This is a genomic window from Mesorhizobium sp. LEGMi-168a (genome assembly GCF_058312955.1).
On the sequence record NZ_JBZEGV010000015.1, the window covers coordinates 83,868 to 98,643 of the forward strand.

General features: G+C 65.0%; 13 protein-coding genes. 4 read left to right on the forward strand and 9 right to left on the reverse strand.

Annotation, left to right across the window (positions count from 1 at the left end):
• The first annotated feature begins 36 nt into the window (after positions 1-36).
• Genes AC4FWB_RS19915 through AC4FWB_RS19925 form a run of 3 tightly spaced genes read left to right on the forward strand, consistent with a single transcriptional unit; the run spans position 37 to position 3,138 of the window.
• Complete coding sequence (locus AC4FWB_RS19915) at positions 37-1,317, forward strand: Re/Si-specific NAD(P)(+) transhydrogenase subunit alpha (protein WP_491027967.1); 1,281 nt, start codon at positions 37-39, stop codon at positions 1,315-1,317.
• Positions 1,317-1,739, forward strand: coding sequence for a proton-translocating transhydrogenase family protein (locus tag AC4FWB_RS19920; RefSeq protein WP_491027968.1), 423 nt, complete (start codon positions 1,317-1,319; stop codon positions 1,737-1,739). Before AC4FWB_RS19915 ends, AC4FWB_RS19920 begins: the two co-directional genes overlap by 1 nt.
• Position 1,740: 1 nt before the next feature.
• Positions 1,741-3,138, forward strand: a complete 1,398-nt coding sequence (locus tag AC4FWB_RS19925) for an NAD(P)(+) transhydrogenase (Re/Si-specific) subunit beta (RefSeq protein ID WP_491027969.1) — start codon at positions 1,741-1,743, stop codon at positions 3,136-3,138.
• A gap of 72 nt (positions 3,139-3,210) precedes the next feature.
• Here the strand turns inward: AC4FWB_RS19925 and gyrB are convergent, their stop codons facing one another.
• Together gyrB and AC4FWB_RS19935 are read right to left on the reverse strand one after the other, a co-directional pair.
• Positions 3,211-5,682, reverse strand: a complete 2,472-nt coding sequence (gene gyrB, locus AC4FWB_RS19930) for a DNA topoisomerase (ATP-hydrolyzing) subunit B (protein WP_491027970.1) — start codon at positions 5,680-5,682, stop codon at positions 3,211-3,213.
• A gap of 250 nt (positions 5,683-5,932) precedes the next feature.
• Entirely contained in the window at positions 5,933-6,514 is a 582-nt protein-coding gene (locus AC4FWB_RS19935; RefSeq protein ID WP_491027971.1) for an NADPH-dependent FMN reductase, read from the reverse strand.
• 180 nt (positions 6,515-6,694) lie between these two features.
• On the opposite strand from AC4FWB_RS19935, the gene AC4FWB_RS19940 reads away from it, so the two are divergent.
• Positions 6,695-8,065: a cytochrome P450 gene (locus AC4FWB_RS19940; RefSeq protein WP_491027972.1), complete on the forward strand. Its 1,371-nt coding sequence runs from the start codon at positions 6,695-6,697 to the stop codon at positions 8,063-8,065.
• A gap of 68 nt (positions 8,066-8,133) precedes the next feature.
• On the opposite strand, the gene AC4FWB_RS19945 is transcribed toward AC4FWB_RS19940, so the two are convergent.
• The 7 genes from AC4FWB_RS19945 to AC4FWB_RS19975 all read right to left on the reverse strand — a co-directional run bounded on the left by AC4FWB_RS19945 (position 8,134) and on the right by AC4FWB_RS19975 (position 14,580).
• Positions 8,134-9,117 (reverse strand): complex I NDUFA9 subunit family protein, encoded by a 984-nt coding sequence (locus AC4FWB_RS19945; RefSeq protein WP_491027973.1) that lies wholly within the window; start codon positions 9,115-9,117, stop codon positions 8,134-8,136.
• Between the two features lie 103 nt (positions 9,118-9,220).
• Positions 9,221-9,673: a DoxX family protein gene (locus AC4FWB_RS19950; RefSeq protein ID WP_491027974.1), complete on the reverse strand. Its 453-nt coding sequence runs from the start codon at positions 9,671-9,673 to the stop codon at positions 9,221-9,223.
• A 395-nt stretch (positions 9,674-10,068) separates the two neighbouring features.
• Positions 10,069-11,070: an Ldh family oxidoreductase gene (locus tag AC4FWB_RS19955; RefSeq protein WP_491027975.1), complete on the reverse strand. Its 1,002-nt coding sequence runs from the start codon at positions 11,068-11,070 to the stop codon at positions 10,069-10,071.
• A 165-nt stretch (positions 11,071-11,235) separates the two neighbouring features.
• The gene (locus tag AC4FWB_RS19960; protein ID WP_491027976.1) at positions 11,236-12,045 is read right to left on the reverse strand and encodes an ABC transporter permease; all 810 of its coding nucleotides are present in this window, start codon (positions 12,043-12,045) and stop codon (positions 11,236-11,238) included.
• Positions 12,045-12,710, reverse strand: coding sequence for an ABC transporter permease (locus AC4FWB_RS19965; RefSeq protein ID WP_491028041.1), 666 nt, complete (start codon positions 12,708-12,710; stop codon positions 12,045-12,047). The genes AC4FWB_RS19960 and AC4FWB_RS19965 overlap by 1 nt, the downstream gene beginning before the upstream one ends.
• A gap of 206 nt (positions 12,711-12,916) precedes the next feature.
• The gene (locus tag AC4FWB_RS19970) at positions 12,917-13,711 is read right to left on the reverse strand and encodes a transporter substrate-binding domain-containing protein (RefSeq protein WP_491027977.1); all 795 of its coding nucleotides are present in this window, start codon (positions 13,709-13,711) and stop codon (positions 12,917-12,919) included.
• Between the two features lie 56 nt (positions 13,712-13,767).
• Positions 13,768-14,580: an ABC transporter ATP-binding protein gene (locus AC4FWB_RS19975; protein WP_491028042.1), complete on the reverse strand. Its 813-nt coding sequence runs from the start codon at positions 14,578-14,580 to the stop codon at positions 13,768-13,770.
• Positions 14,581-14,776: the final 196 nt, after the last annotated feature.

Sequence of the window (14,776 nt, forward strand, 5' to 3'; positions counted from 1 at the left end):
CCTGCGCAGACAGGTTCCAGCCGAAAGGATCATGCGGTGGGACAGACGGTTTTTATCCCTCGTGAGCTTGATGCGAACGAGCAACGCGTTGCGGCCTCGCCTGAGACGGTGAAGCGGCTGGTGGGGCTGGGCTTCGAGGTGATCGTTGAGAAGGGCGCTGGCCTCGGCTCGCGCATCACCGATCAGGATTTTGCCACGGCGGGTGCCGCGATCGGCAAGGCTGCCGACGCATCGAAGGCCGATGTGGTGCTGAAAGTGCGCCGGCCGACCGATGCCGAGCTGAAGGGCTACAAGTCGGGTGCCGCCGTGATCGCCATCATGGATCCCTACGGCAACGACGCCGCGCTTGCCGCGATGGCCAGGGCCGGCATCACTGCTTTCTCGATGGAATTCATGCCGCGCATCACCCGCGCGCAAGTGATGGACGTGCTGTCCTCACAGGCCAATCTCGCCGGCTACCAGTCGGTGATCGACGCGGCCGCCGAATATGACCGCGCGCTGCCGATGATGATGACCGCGGCGGGCACCGTGCCGGCGGCGAAAACCTTCATCATGGGCGTCGGCGTTGCCGGCCTGCAGGCGATCGCCACCGCGCGCCGTCTTGGCGCCGTCGTCACCGCCACCGATGTGCGCCCGGCGGTGAAGGAGCAGGTGCAGTCGCTCGGCGCCAAGTTCCTGGCGGTCGAGGACGAGGAGTTCAAGGCGGCCGAGACGGCCGGCGGCTACGCCAAGGAAATGTCGAAGGAATACCAGGCCAAGCAGGCGGCGCTCACCGCCGAGCACATCGCCAAGCAGGACATCGTCATCACCACGGCGCTGATTCCCGGCCGGCCGGCGCCGAAGCTGGTGTCGGCGGCCATGGTCGCCTCGATGAAGCCGGGTTCGGTGATTGTCGACCTCGCCGTCGAGCGCGGTGGCAATGTCGAAGGCGCGGTCGCGGGCAAGGTCGTGACGACGGAAAACGGCGTCAAGATCGTCGGCCACCTCAACGTGCCGGGCCGCGTTGCCGCATCCGCCTCGCTGCTCTACGCCAAGAACCTTTACGCCTTCCTCGAGACGATGGTCGACAAGGCGGCGAAGCAACTTGCCATCAAGCGCGACGACGAGCTGGTCAAGGCGACGATGCTGACCGATGGCGGCAAGGTCGTGCACCCCAATTTCGCCAAGGCGGCCGAGGCGCCGCGCGCCGAACCGGCGGCCATTCCCGCGACGATCATGGTCGCTGACGCCTTGGCCAAGCCTGCTGCGAAGAAGACGGCGGCAAAGAAACCTGCCGCAGCCAAGTCGCCCTCGTCTAAGCCAGAAGGGACCGCGTGATGGAACAGCTGCAGAAAGCCCTCGACCAGCTCGATCAGGCGACGGCTGCCGTTCGCCTAGCAGTGCAGGATCTCGCCAATGCGCCAGCCGGCGCCGAGGCCGCCGGCAACGCGGCGCATGCGCTCTCGGGCGGCGCCATCGACCCGTTCGTCTTCCGCTTCGCCATCTTCGTGCTGGCGATCTTCGTCGGCTATTATGTCGTCTGGTCGGTGACGCCGGCGCTGCACACGCCGCTGATGGCCGTCACCAACGCCATCTCCTCGGTCATCGTGGTCGGGTCGCTGCTGGCCGTCGGCATCGCCGCCTCCGGCCTTGCCTCGGGCTTCGGCTTTGTCGCCATGGTGCTGGTCTCGGTCAACATCTTCGGCGGCTTCCTCGTCACCCAGCGCATGCTCGCCATGTACAAGAAGAAGGACAAGTGACGTGACCGTCAATCTCGCTTCCTTCCTCTACCTGGTCTCCGGCATCCTGTTCATCCTGGCGTTGCGCGGCCTGTCGCATCCGACCACCAGCCGCCGCGGCAATCTCTACGGCATGGTCGGCATGGGCATTGCCATCGCCACGACGCTGGCGCTGGCCCTGCCTTCGGCCGGCCGCTTCAGCCTGATCGTGCTGGGTCTCGCCATCGGCGGCGGTGTCGGCGCCTATGTGGCGCGCCGCATCGCCATGACCGCGATGCCGCAGCTGGTCGCCGCCTTCCACAGCCTCGTCGGCTTCGCCGCCGTCATGGTGGCCGCAGCCGCCATCTACGCGCCGGAAAGCTTTGGCATCGGCACGGCGGGCGACATCCACGCCCAGGCGCTTGTCGAGATGAGCCTTGGCGTCGCCATCGGCGCCATCACCTTCACCGGCTCGGTCATCGCCTTCCTGAAGCTCGACGGCCGCATGTCCGGCAAGCCGATCATGATCGGCGGCCGCCACCTCATCAACATCGCGCTCGGCGTCGCTCTGGTGGTGCTGATCGTGCTGCTCGTCACCTCTGAATCCAAGCTCGTCTTCTGGCTGATCGTCGCCGCCTCGCTGGTACTCGGTGTGCTCTTGATCATCCCGATCGGCGGCGCCGACATGCCCGTCGTGGTGTCGATGCTGAACTCCTATTCCGGCTGGGCAGCGGCCGCACTCGGCTTCACCCTCGGCAATCTGGCGCTGATCATCACCGGCGCGCTGGTCGGCTCCAGCGGTGCGATCCTGTCCTACATCATGTGCAAGGGCATGAACCGGAGCTTCATCTCGGTCATCCTCGGCGGCTTCGGCGGCGAGACCGCCGCGGCGGTCAGCGACGGTATCGAGCGCACCGTCAAGCAGGGCTCGGCCGACGATGCCGCCTATCTGATGATGAACGCGCAGAAGGTCATCATCGTGCCGGGCTACGGCATGGCCGTCGCCCAGGCGCAGCACGCGCTGCGCGAAATGGCCGACAAGCTCAAGGCCAACGGCGTCGAGGTGAAATACGCCATCCACCCCGTCGCCGGCCGCATGCCCGGCCACATGAACGTGCTGCTCGCCGAAGCCAACGTGCCCTATGACGAGGTGTTCGAGCTGGAGGACATCAACTCCGAGTTCGCGCAGGCCGACGTCGCCTATGTCATCGGCGCCAACGACGTCACTAACCCGTCCGCGCGTGACGACAAGTCCTCGCCGATCTATGGCATGCCGATCCTCGACGTCGACAAGGCCCGCACCTGCCTGTTCGTCAAGCGCTCGCTCGGCTCCGGCTACGCCGGCATCGACAACACGCTGTTCTACAAGGACGGCACCATGATGCTGCTCGGCGACGCCAAGAAGATGACCGAGGAAATCGTCAAGGCCATGGATCACTGATCAGCCGCAGCTTCTGCAACAAAAAAGCCCAGCATCCGCTGGGCTTTTTTGTAGCTGTCGGCCCGGCTTTGCTCAAATATCCAGGTTGGCCACCGAAAGCGCATTGTCCTGGATGAACTCGCGCCGCGGCTCGACTTCGTCGCCCATCAGTCTTGAGAACAGACTGTCGGCATCGGTGGCGTCGTTGACCTTGACCTGCAGCAACGAGCGCACGTTCGGATCGAGCGTCGTTTCCCAAAGCTGCTCGGCATTCATCTCGCCAAGGCCCTTGTAGCGCTGCATGGTGAGCCCCTTGCGGCCGGCGGCGAACACCGCGTCGAGCAACGTCAGCGGTCCCGAGATGGTTTCCGAAATCTCCCTCCGGCGCAGTGTCGGCTGCCCGCCATAGACTTCCGCGAGGCGCGCCGCGTAGCGGTCGAGCTGGCGCGCGTCGGCCGAATTGATCAGCCCGGCGTCGAGCTGGACGGCGTCCTTGACGCCGCGCACCGTGCGCTCGAAGACATAGCCGCCCGAGCCGTCATTGGAGGTCGAGAGCCGTCCGGTCCAGCCGCGCTCGGTCTCCTCGGCGATCATATCGAGCCGGTTCGCAACACGCTCCGCCATCGCGGTGGCGCGGCCGAGATCGGCAAGCACGTCGGCGTTGAGGGCACCCGCGATCGCCGCCTGCTCGACGACACTGCGGTTGTAGCGCGTGTGCAGCCCGTTGATCAGGTGCCGCACCGCCAGCGCATCGTCGACGGCGCTGCGCAGATCCTGTCCGGTCCGCACCTCGCCGGAGCCGAGCGTCAGCGACGTCTCTTCCAGTCCGGAATCGATCAGATATTCCTCATAGGCGCTTTCGTCCTTGAGGTATTGCGAGCTCTTGCCCCGCGTCACTTTGTAGAGCGGCGGCTGGGCGATGTAGAGGTGGCCGCGCTCGATCAGCTCCGGCATCTGCCTGAAGAAGAAGGTGAGCAGCAGCGTGCGGATATGGGCGCCGTCGACGTCGGCATCCGTCATCAGGATGATCTTGTGGTAGCGCAGCTTGTCGGCGTTGAACTCGTCCTTGCCGATCGAGGTGCCGAGCGCGGTGATCAGCGTGCCGATCATGTCGGATGAGAGCATGCGGTCGAAGCGCGCCCGCTCGACATTCAGGATCTTGCCGCGCAGCGGCAGGATGGCCTGGTTCTGGCGCGAGCGACCACCCTTGGCCGAGCCGCCGGCCGAGTCACCCTCGACGATGAAGATTTCCGACTTCGCCGGGTCGCGCTCCTGGCAGTCGGCAAGCTTGCCTGGCAGCGAGGTGACGCCGAGCGTGCTCTTGCGGGTGATGTCGCGCGCCTTGCGCGCGGCCTCGCGCGCCGCAGCCGCCTGGATCACCTTCTCGACCACCACCTTGCCCTCGGTCGGATGCTCTTCCAGCCAGGTGCCGAGCGCCTCGTTGACCAGGCTTTCCACCACCGGCCGGACTTCGGAGGAGACCAGCTTGTCCTTGGTCTGCGACGAGAATTTCGGATCCGGTACCTTGACCGACAGAACGGCGGTCAGGCCTTCGCGGCAGTCGTCGCCGGTCAGCGACACCTTTTCCTTCTTGGTCTGGCCGGAGGACTCGCCGTAGCCGGTGATCTGCCTCGTCAGCGCCGCGCGGAAGCCGGCCAGATGCGTGCCGCCGTCGCGCTGCGGGATGTTGTTGGTGAAGGCCAGCACGTTTTCGTGGTAGCTATCGTTCCACCACATCGCCACCTCGACGGTGATACCGTCACGCTCGGCGCGGATCGCGATCGGCTTCTCGATCAGCGGCTTCTTCACCCGATCGAGATATTTCACGAACTCCTCGAGGCCGCCGTCATAATGCAGTTCGTGGCGCACGAGGTCGGCATGGCGGGCGTCGGTCAGCACGATGCGCACGCCCGAATTGAGGAAGGCGAGCTCGCGCAGCCGGTGCTCCAGCGTGTTGTAGTCGAACTCGACCATGGTGAAGGTGTCGGCCGACGGGAAGAAGGTGATCTCGCTGCCGCTGCGGCCCTCATAGGTACCCGGGCGCTTGTCCTGCTCGTACGTGCCCGTCACCTTCAGAGGCGCGTCGGCATTGCCGTGGGTAAAACCCATCTCGAAGATTTCCCCGTTGCGGCGGATCTTGAGCTTCAGCCATGCCGAAAGCGCATTGACCACCGAAACGCCGACGCCGTGCAGGCCGCCGGAGACCTTGTAGGAGTTCTGGTCGAATTTGCCGCCGGCATGCAGCTGCGTCATAATCACTTCGGCCGCCGAAACCCCCTCGCTGGGGTGGATATCGGTCGGAATGCCGCGGCCATTGTCGATGACGGTGACCGATCCGTCGGGGTTGAGCGTCACCGAGACGAGGTCGGCGTGCCCAGCCAGCGCCTCGTCGATGGCGTTGTCCACCACCTCATAGACCATGTGATGCAGGCCCGAGCCGTCATCGGTATCGCCGATATACATGCCCGGCCGCTTGCGGACAGCGTCCAACCCCTTCAAAACCTTGATGGAATCGGCGCCGTACTCGGCTTCCGCGCCAATGGCGCTTTCGGTCTGGTCGCTCATGAATACCTGTCTGATTGATGCTGCTGGTCCGGCGCTGAAAAATGGCCCCGAATCGCGCCGTTTTGATGTCCTAGATATAGGCGCAAATGACTGGTTTTCCAAGGTTTGCGGGCATTTTGCCGGCTTGGCTGGCAGCCTTTCGCAGGGCTTCGGCGCGACGCGGCGGGAAGCGGGCGCAGGTGGCAGGGCCGTGCCGCCGCGAAAGCCGCGCCTGAGCACGGCCTCGCAGCCGGTCATATCGGGATTTCTGTTATTCGGAAGGGAGGCCGGCGCGCAGCGATTTCAGCGCCTCGCTCCAGCGGAACAGCTCGTCCAGCATGGTCCTCGCACCGCCCAGCACCTGTTCGCTCGGATGGTAAGCGCCATTCTGGTCGAGCAGCGTCCTGTAGGCCGGCAACGCCACGCCTTCAGGGATCGGCATGACGCCGACCGAGGTGAGCAGTGGCTTCAGCGCCTGCGCCGCGCGCAGGCCGCCGGAAACGCCGCCATAGCTGAAGATGGCGGCGGGCTTGTAGCGCCACTCCTTGAGCAGATAGTCGACCGCGTTCACGATCGCCGGTGCGACGAAATAATTATACTCCGGCGCCACGAAGACGAAGGCGTCGGCGGCGTCGATCGCCTTCGACCAGGCCTTGGTGTGGTCGTTCTCGTATTTGCGCAAGCGCGGATGATGCGGCTCGTCGAGCAGCGGCAGCTTGAAGGCGGCAATGTCTGTCAGCACCGGCTCGAATTTGCCGTGCTCGCGCGCGAAGCCTTCGAGGCATTCGGCAAAGATCGGACCGGCGCGTCCCGGCCGCGTGCTGCCGATGATGATGCTCAACTGATGCTTCACGGGCGGCTCCTTGATTGACGGTATCGGTTGGTGACTAATGTAAGCGATCATCATCAACAAGCAGCCATTGACCGGCGCCATTCACATTCAGGCGAGGCGATCCGTTTGCGGACTTGCCGCTCGGTCACATGGACGCCCGCTTTACCGCGCATTACATTCGGGCTCGTAGCGGAGCATACCATGGACACCAAGCCCGCCCCCTTCGTGCCGCCCGCGCCGAAGCCGCGCACCCAGCCGCCCTCGACGCTGGAGATGATGCGGATCGTCTACCGCAACCCGCTCGAACTGTGGGGCGAGCACACTTACAACGAGCCCTGGATCTCGGTGACCGGCATCGGCGGGCCGCTGGTCATCGCCAACGATCCCGGCCTGATCCGCCATGTGCTGATCGACAACGCCAAAAACTACAAGATGGCGACGGTGCGCCAGCTGATCCTGCGCCCGATCCTGCGCGATGGCTTGCTCACCGCCGAGGGCGAGGTATGGAGGCGCTCGCGCAAGGCGATGGCGCCTATGTTCACGCCGCGCCACATTTTCGGCTTCGCCGGGCCGATGCTGAAGCGCACGCTGGAATTCGTCACCCGCTATGAGGCCGGCGGCACGACCGATGTAGCCCGCGACATGACGATGCTCACCTACGATATCCTGGCCGAGACGCTGTTTTCCGGCGAGATCGCGGGCGAGCAGGGTAACTTCGCCAAGGAGGTCGACCGCCTGTTCGAGACCATGGGCCGCGTCGACCCGCTCGACCTGTTGCGCGCGCCGGAATGGCTGCCGCGCTTCACCCGCATCCGCGGCCGCAAGACCATGGCCTATTTCCGCGACATCGTCGCCGGCACGGTGAAGCTGCGCGAGGAGCGGCTGAAGCGCGATCCCGACGGCGTGCCGCAGGATTTCCTGACGCTTCTGCTGAAGGCCGAGGGGACGGACGGCCTGACACGCGCGGAAGTCGAGGACAACATCATCACCTTCATCGGCGCCGGCCACGAGACCACGGCGCGGGCGCTGGGCTGGACGATCTACTGCCTTGCCGAGGCGCCCTGGGAGCGCGACAGGATTGAGCGCGAGATCGACGCGGTGCTGGCGAGCGAACCCGATCCGGCGAAGTGGCTGGACGCCATGCCGCTCACCCGCGCCGCCTTCGAGGAGGCGCTCCGGCTCTATCCGCCGGCGCCCTCGATCAACCGCGAGCCGATCGAGCCGGAGACCTGGAACGGTCTCTACATCCCGAAATACGCCGCCGTTCTGGTCATGCCTTGGGTCGTGCACCGCCACCGCAAGCTGTGGGACAGGCCGGACGCCTTCATGCCGGAGCGTTTCCATCCGGAAAACCGCGAGCGGATCGACCGCTTCCAGTACCTGCCTTTCGGCGCCGGCCCGCGCGTCTGCATCGGCGCCAGCTTTGCCATGCAGGAAGCGATCATCGCTTTAGCCATCCTGTTGTCGCGCTTCCGCTTCGACGTGACGGCCGAAACCCGGCCTTGGCCGGTTCAGAAGCTGACCACGCAGCCGCAGGGCGGCCTGCCGATGCAGGTCTCCCGCCGTGGCTGATCAATGCATGTCGCCCAGAAGTGTGCAGCGGTTCTGGGAGAACGACATGCATCAAAACTTAGAATGTTCTATCTATCGGCTATCGGCCGGCGCTGCTGGAACTGGCCGGCGGCGCGGAAGCGCCAGAGGTAGCTCGGCAGGATCGTGGCGATCGCCTGCGGCTGAATGCCGAGGCCGCCGAGCGTCCTGTCCGCCTTGGCCGCGGCTTCGGAGACGACATTGTGCGCGCGCAGCAGCAGCACCTGGTCCTTGGTCAGCAGCGGATTGGGCAACAGGCCGAGGATCGAGGCCTGGATGTTCGCCACCCACCACGGCACCGGCACCAGCAACCGCCGGCGCTCGATGATGGCGAGCAATTCCTGCATGCATTCCTTGAAGGTCAGCACCTGCGGGCCGCCCAGCTCATAGATCTGGCCACCCTTGACCTTGCCGTCGACCGAGCGCGCGATCGCTTCGGCGACGTCGCCGACATAGACCGGCTGGAATTTCGTCTGCCCGCCGCCGATCAGCGGCAGGACGGGCGAGAGGCGCGCCATGCCGGCGAAGCGGTTGAAGAAGCTGTCCTCAGGCCCGAAATTGATCGACGGACGGAAGATGACGGCATCCTCGATTGTCTCGAACACCGCCTTCTCGCCGAGCGCCTTGGTGCGGGCGTAGCCCGACGGCGAGTTCAAATCGGCTCCGAGCGCCGAGGCATGGGTGAGGCCGGCACCCACCGCGCGCGCGGCCTCGGCGACGGCGCGCGAGCCGAACTCGTGCACCGAGCCGAATTTCTGCCGGCCGGTCTCATGCAGGATGGCGACCAGGTTGACGACATGGTCGGCGCCCTGCACGGCGCGGTCGACCGACCAGCGCACGCGCACATTGGCCTGCACCGGCTGGATCTGGCCGACATTGCCGAGCGGCTGCACATGGCCGGCAAGGTCGGGCCGCCGGCAGGCGACCCGGATGCGATAGCCGCGCTTGGCCAGCGCGCGCACGACATGGCGGCCGACAAAGCCGGACCCGCCGAAGACGACGACGAGCTTGGGGGTCTGCAGGATTTCGGTCATGGCTGGCTCCGGCGCGCTAGGCTTGGCTAGAGGCGTTCATAGTCGGTTTCGCGCCAAAGGCAAAGGGCGCCCGGAGCCAATCACGACCTTGTTTCAGCCCGGCTTAGAAGGCCTTGCCGATGCGCGCGTCGACCGAATGGCGGTTGCCGCCGCGGATGACGAAGAAGGCGAGGATGGCCGCCCAGAGCAGCGACTTTTCCGCACCCGAAAAGCCCTGGCCCATGGTGACCCAGTGGAACCATACCGTGACCAGAAGCACGATCAGGCCGGCGAAAGCAGCGGGGCGGGTCAACAGGCCGATGGCGATGAGAATGCCGCCGAAGAACTCGGTGCAGGCAAGCAGCGGCGACCAGAAGGCGCCGGGATAGAAGCCCAGGCCCTCGACCATTTCCGTGGCGCCGAACGGATTGACGATCTTCTGCGAGCCATGGATGGCGAGGAAGACGCCGGCAACGGCGCGCAGCAGGGTTTCGGCGGAATTGTTCAGCGTGGCATAGAGGCCGCCAAGGGCCGGGACGATAAGGCGGTTTCTGGACGTGTCGGTGCTGGCCAGCATGCGGTCTCCTTTGCTGATGATTGACGCGGCGCCCAGATCTATGAGCTCGGTGGCGCCCGTATCGTCAAATAAGATAAACTTGACAGAATTACGCATGTTTTATTGTCGCGGACGAAGAAAACAGAAAACCCCGCCGAAGCGGGGTTTTCCGGGCAGTGCCCGCGCCGAAACAGGGACCAACGAGGCGGCCTGACCTGAGACGGTATCAAGGCGGCGTGAGCAAGCACGCCCGCCCCGGCCCTGAACGCCCGGCGCGGCGCCGCCAACCGCAAGCCGCTACCCAAGCCACCCTCTGCGGCTTGCGATGTGGGGTGCCGGTGATGGGTCGCTGTGAGGCGAAAAAAGGTTCAACGGGCGCGTGAAGAAAGCGCGCCTCGTTGCCGGTGATGTCTCGATCAGGCCGAGTAGCGTTCGGCGAATTCGGAAATGCGCTGGACGACCGCCTTCGGAACGTCGAAACCGCGCGCCGTCGCTTTCTCAGCCGCCTCGGCGCGGGCGCGGCCGGGGATGTGCACGCCGTAGCGCCGCCGCAGCCGGTCGAGCTGGTCCTTCATGCGCCGTTCGAAGTCCGGATCGAGCAGCTTGGGCTCGACGGCGAGCACGAAGAGCCCGGTTCCGGGACTGTCCGGCCCGCCGGAGAACCACGGCGCGTCGAGCGACCAGTTGGCGCCGGAAATGCCTGCCGCCAGCACCTCGACCATCAGCGCGATATTGGCGCCGCGCTGGCCGCCGAAGGCGAGCATCGCGCCCTTCATCGCCGCTGCCGGGTCCGTGGTCGGATTGCCGCTGGCGTCCAGCGCCCAGCCCTCGGGGATCTTCCTGCCGTCCTCGGCTGCCTTGCGGATGTTGACAAAGGCGGTAGCGCTCGACGACTGGTCGATGACGAGTGGCGGTCCGTCGGCGGCCGGTGCGGCAAAGGACATCGGGTTGGTGCAATAGACCGGCTTGACCGAACCGGAGCCGGCAAGCACCGCCGGCCCGTTGGTGGCGGCAAAGGACACCAGGCCCTGTCCGGCCAGCCGTCCGGTGAAATAGCCGAGCGCGCCGCAAGTATAGGCGTTCTTCTGCGAGAAGATGGCGACGCCGAACAGTCTTGCCGCCTTGGCGAGATCATCGATCGTGCGGTCGAAGCCGGTATGGGCAAGCCCGCCGCGCGCATCGGAGAGATAGACGGCGAGCGCCGGCCTGGTGACGACCGGATCGGCATTGCCGTCGATGCGGCCGTCCTGGATTGCCTCCAGATAGTCGATGAAATGCGACAGGCCGACCGCCGACAGGCCTTCCGCCTCCGCCGCGATGATCGAGGCGACCAGCGACTGTGTCGCCTCTTCATTGGCGCCGGCGCCGAGCGCCGCCATCCGGCACAGCCCTGTTGCCTGGTCGAGAGTGAGTTGCATCGTGGCCGTCCTAAGGGAGTAGGGGAGTAGGGGAGTAGGGGAGTAGGGGAATAAGGGAATAAGGGAGTAGGGGGAAATTGTGGAGCGAATAGCGAAGGGGGATGGAAATGTGAATGCGGATCATGCCTGAACACTCCCCTACTCCCCTACTCCCCTACTCCCCTACTATCCAATTTTGACCGGTATCCGCGCCTCGATCCTGCTGAAGATCAGCACCAGGATGCCGGTGATCGTCATGTAGATCAGCGCCAGCAGCAGCAAGGGTTCGTAGGTGAGATAGGTGTCCTGCCGCACCTTGGACGAGACGGCGAAGATATCGATGACGCTGATCGTCGCCACCAGCGGCGTCGACTTCAGCTGCAGCACGGTTTCGCCGGTCAGCGTCGGCAGCGCCCGGTAGAACGCCTGCGGCAGCCAGATGCGGCGGAAGATCTTGAAGCGGCTCATGCCGAAGGCGCGGGCCGCCTCGAGCTGGCCTTTCGGCACGCCGGCAAACGCGCCGCGCATCACCTCGCCCTCATAGCCGGCGAAGGACAAGGTCAGCGCCACCACGCCATAGGGCCAGGCTTGTCTGAGATACGTCCACATCCAGGACTCGCGGATCCACGGATATTGCGGGAACAGCGACCCGAGCCCGTAATAGAGCAGCCAGAGCTGCAACAGCAGCGGCGTGCCCCGGATGATGGTGCAGAAGACCTTGGCCGGCATTGCGAACCAGAATGGCCCGCCGGCCTGCGCCAGGCCGAGCGGCACCGCCAGCAGGAAGCCCAGCGCGCAGGTGACGACGAGGATCCACAGCGCCCGCCAGATGCCGAGCAGCCCCATTTCCCAATATTGCGGCAGCCAGTCCCAGCGCATGAAGAAGGCGGCGCAGAGAACCAATGCCAGCGCGATGAGGATCAGCACGATGCGATGCGGCTTGAGCCAAAGCGAGGCGCGGGCCGCCATGCTGATCGCGGTCGCTTCGGCCGCCATCAGCGTGCCTCCTTGACGGAAGGCATGCCGCGCCGCGACCAGGTCTCGACCCGGCCGATGATCAGGTTGGAGAAGAGCGTCAGCATCAGATAGAGCGCGCCGGCCGCGAGAAAGAACATCAGATAGGCCTTGGTGACGCCTGCCGCCTGCCGCGTCGCCAGTGTCAGTTCGAAGAAGCCGACGACGGCAAGCAACGCGGTGTCCTTGGTGGCGATCAGCCAGAGATTGGCGAGGCCGGGTATGGCGAAGGGCAGCATCGCCGGCAGTGTTATGCGCCTCAGCATCAGGCCCGGCGACATGCCGTAGGCGCGGGCAGCCTCGATCTGGCCTTGCGGGATGGACAGGATGGCGCCGCGGATGACTTCGGTCGAATAGGCGCCCTGGACCACGCCGAGCACGAAGATGCCGGCCGCCAGCCCGCTGATGTCGACGCGCTGGTAGCCCATCGCCGCCAGCACCTGATTGATGAGATCGGTGCCGGCGTAATAGAGCAGCAGGATCAGCACCAGTTCCGGCACGGCGCGCACCACGGTCGTGTAGACGGCGAGCAGGTCGCGCGCCACCGGACCGCCATAGAGCTTGCCCCACGCGCCGCCGGTGCCGATCAGCAGGCCAAGGCAGGTGGCGCCGATCGCGATCTCGATGGAATGCAGCAATCCGACCAGCAAGGTGCCGCCCCAGCCGGGCGGCACGGGCGAGAGGAGTTCGATGATGCCGGCCGCCGAGGCCGGAAGAAATATGTCGATCAGCTTCGCCCCCGGATTGCTGGCTTTGGTCGCCGGCATAGGCGGCCAGCGGCAAGCATGCGTGGAAGATTGGGCTTAGGGGCACGGCGCTGACGCCATGCCCCTAATTGACGGGCGAAATATCGTCAGTTCGACTGCGTGGCGCCACCGTAGATGTCGAAATCGAAGTATTTCTTCGAGATCTCGTCATACTTGCCGCTGGCGCGGATCGCCTTGATGCCGGCGTTGATCTTTTCCTTGAGCGCGGTGTCTTCCTTGCGCACGCCGGCGCCGACGCCCGGGCCGAGCACCTCGTCGTCCGGGGCGACCATGCCCTTGAGGTCGCAGCAGGCCTTGCCCTGATCGGTCTTGAGGAATTCGCCAAGCGCGATGGAGTCGGCCTGCACCGCATCGAGGCGGCCGGCCGCAAGGTCATTGTTGGCTTCGTCCTGCGTCTGGTATTCCTTGATCTCCTGCGCGCCGGTGAAGTGCTTCTTGGCGTAGACCGCATGCACCGTCGACACCTGGACGCCGATCACCTTGCCCTTGATGTCGTCCGGCGTGGCGCCGAACTTCTGGTCCTTCGGCCCGATGATTGCCGTCGGCGTGTTGTAATACTTGTCCGAGAAGTCGATCGTCTTCTTGCGTTCGTCGGTGATCGACATCGAGGAGACGATGAGGTCGATCTTCTTGGTGGTCAGCGCCGGAATGATGCCATCCCAGGCAACGGGCGTGATGACGCAGTCGAGCTTCTCCTCGGCGCAGACGGCGTCGATGAACTCGATCTCCCAGCCGATCCACTTGCCGGTCGCATCCGGCGAGGTGAAGGGCGGATAAGGCTCGGCGGCGACGCCGATCTTGACCTGATCGGCCTTGGCCACGCCCATCGCGGCGACGCCGAAGAGCAGTGCCGCGGCGAAGGTCTTGAGAACAGTCTTCATGTCAGGACTCCCAGTTTGTTGTTGTTCCCGGTTTTTCGCTCCGCTTGACGCCGGCCCTAGCCGACGTTGCGGAGGAATTGCTTGAGCCTTTCGGATTTGGGCGCGCCGAACAGCTGTTCCGGCGGCCCTTCTTCCTCGACCAGCCCGTTGTAGAGGTAGACGACATGCGTCGCGACCTCGCGGGCAAACTTCATTTCATGCGTCACCAGCACCATGGTGCGCCCCTCGCGCGCCAGGTCGCCGATCACTTTCAGCACCTCGCCGACCAGCTCCGGGTCAAGCGCCGAAGTCGGCTCGTCGAACAGCATGACGCGCGGATTGATCGCCAGCGCCCGGGCGATCGCGGCGCGCTGCTGCTGGCCGCCCGAGAGGAATGCCGGATAGACGTCACGCTTCTCGGCGAGGCCGACGCGGGCAAGCAGCTTCTCGGCCTGGGCGATCGCCTCGTCGCGCTTGACGCCAAGCACATGCACCGGAACCTCGATGACGTTCTCGATCAGCGTCATGTGGCTCCACAGGTTGAAGTTCTGGAACACCATGCCGAGCCGGGAGCGGATGCGCTCGATCTGTTTGCGGTCGGCGGGCACGGTGTGGCCGTGGCTGTCGGCCTTCAGCTTGATCTCCTCGCCATTGACGCGAATGACGCCGCTGGTCGGGTTTTCCAGGCAATTGATGCAGCGCAGCAGCGTCGACTTGCCGGAGCCCGAACCGCCGATGATGGCGATCACCTCGCCGTCGCGCGCCGACAGCGAAACGCCCTTCAGCACATGCAGCTGGCCGAATTTCTTGTGCAGGTTCTCGACATGGATGGCTTCGGCGGCGCCGCTTTGCGCCTCGCCGGATGATGGGACGTCGGCAACTCCCGCCACGCTCACCGGGTGACCTCAATATGGTCAAAGTCAGTTCGTCGAACGTCCATCCGGCTAATCAACATACGCTGTACTGTCCGCTCCAGACTTCAGCATGGACCCGACAGCGCGAGCCCGTCAATCCCGCCCATTACGGCACTTGCGGCCTTGTTGTGCAAGTGTATAAATAGCCTTTCATGAAATTTTTCCGATTTTT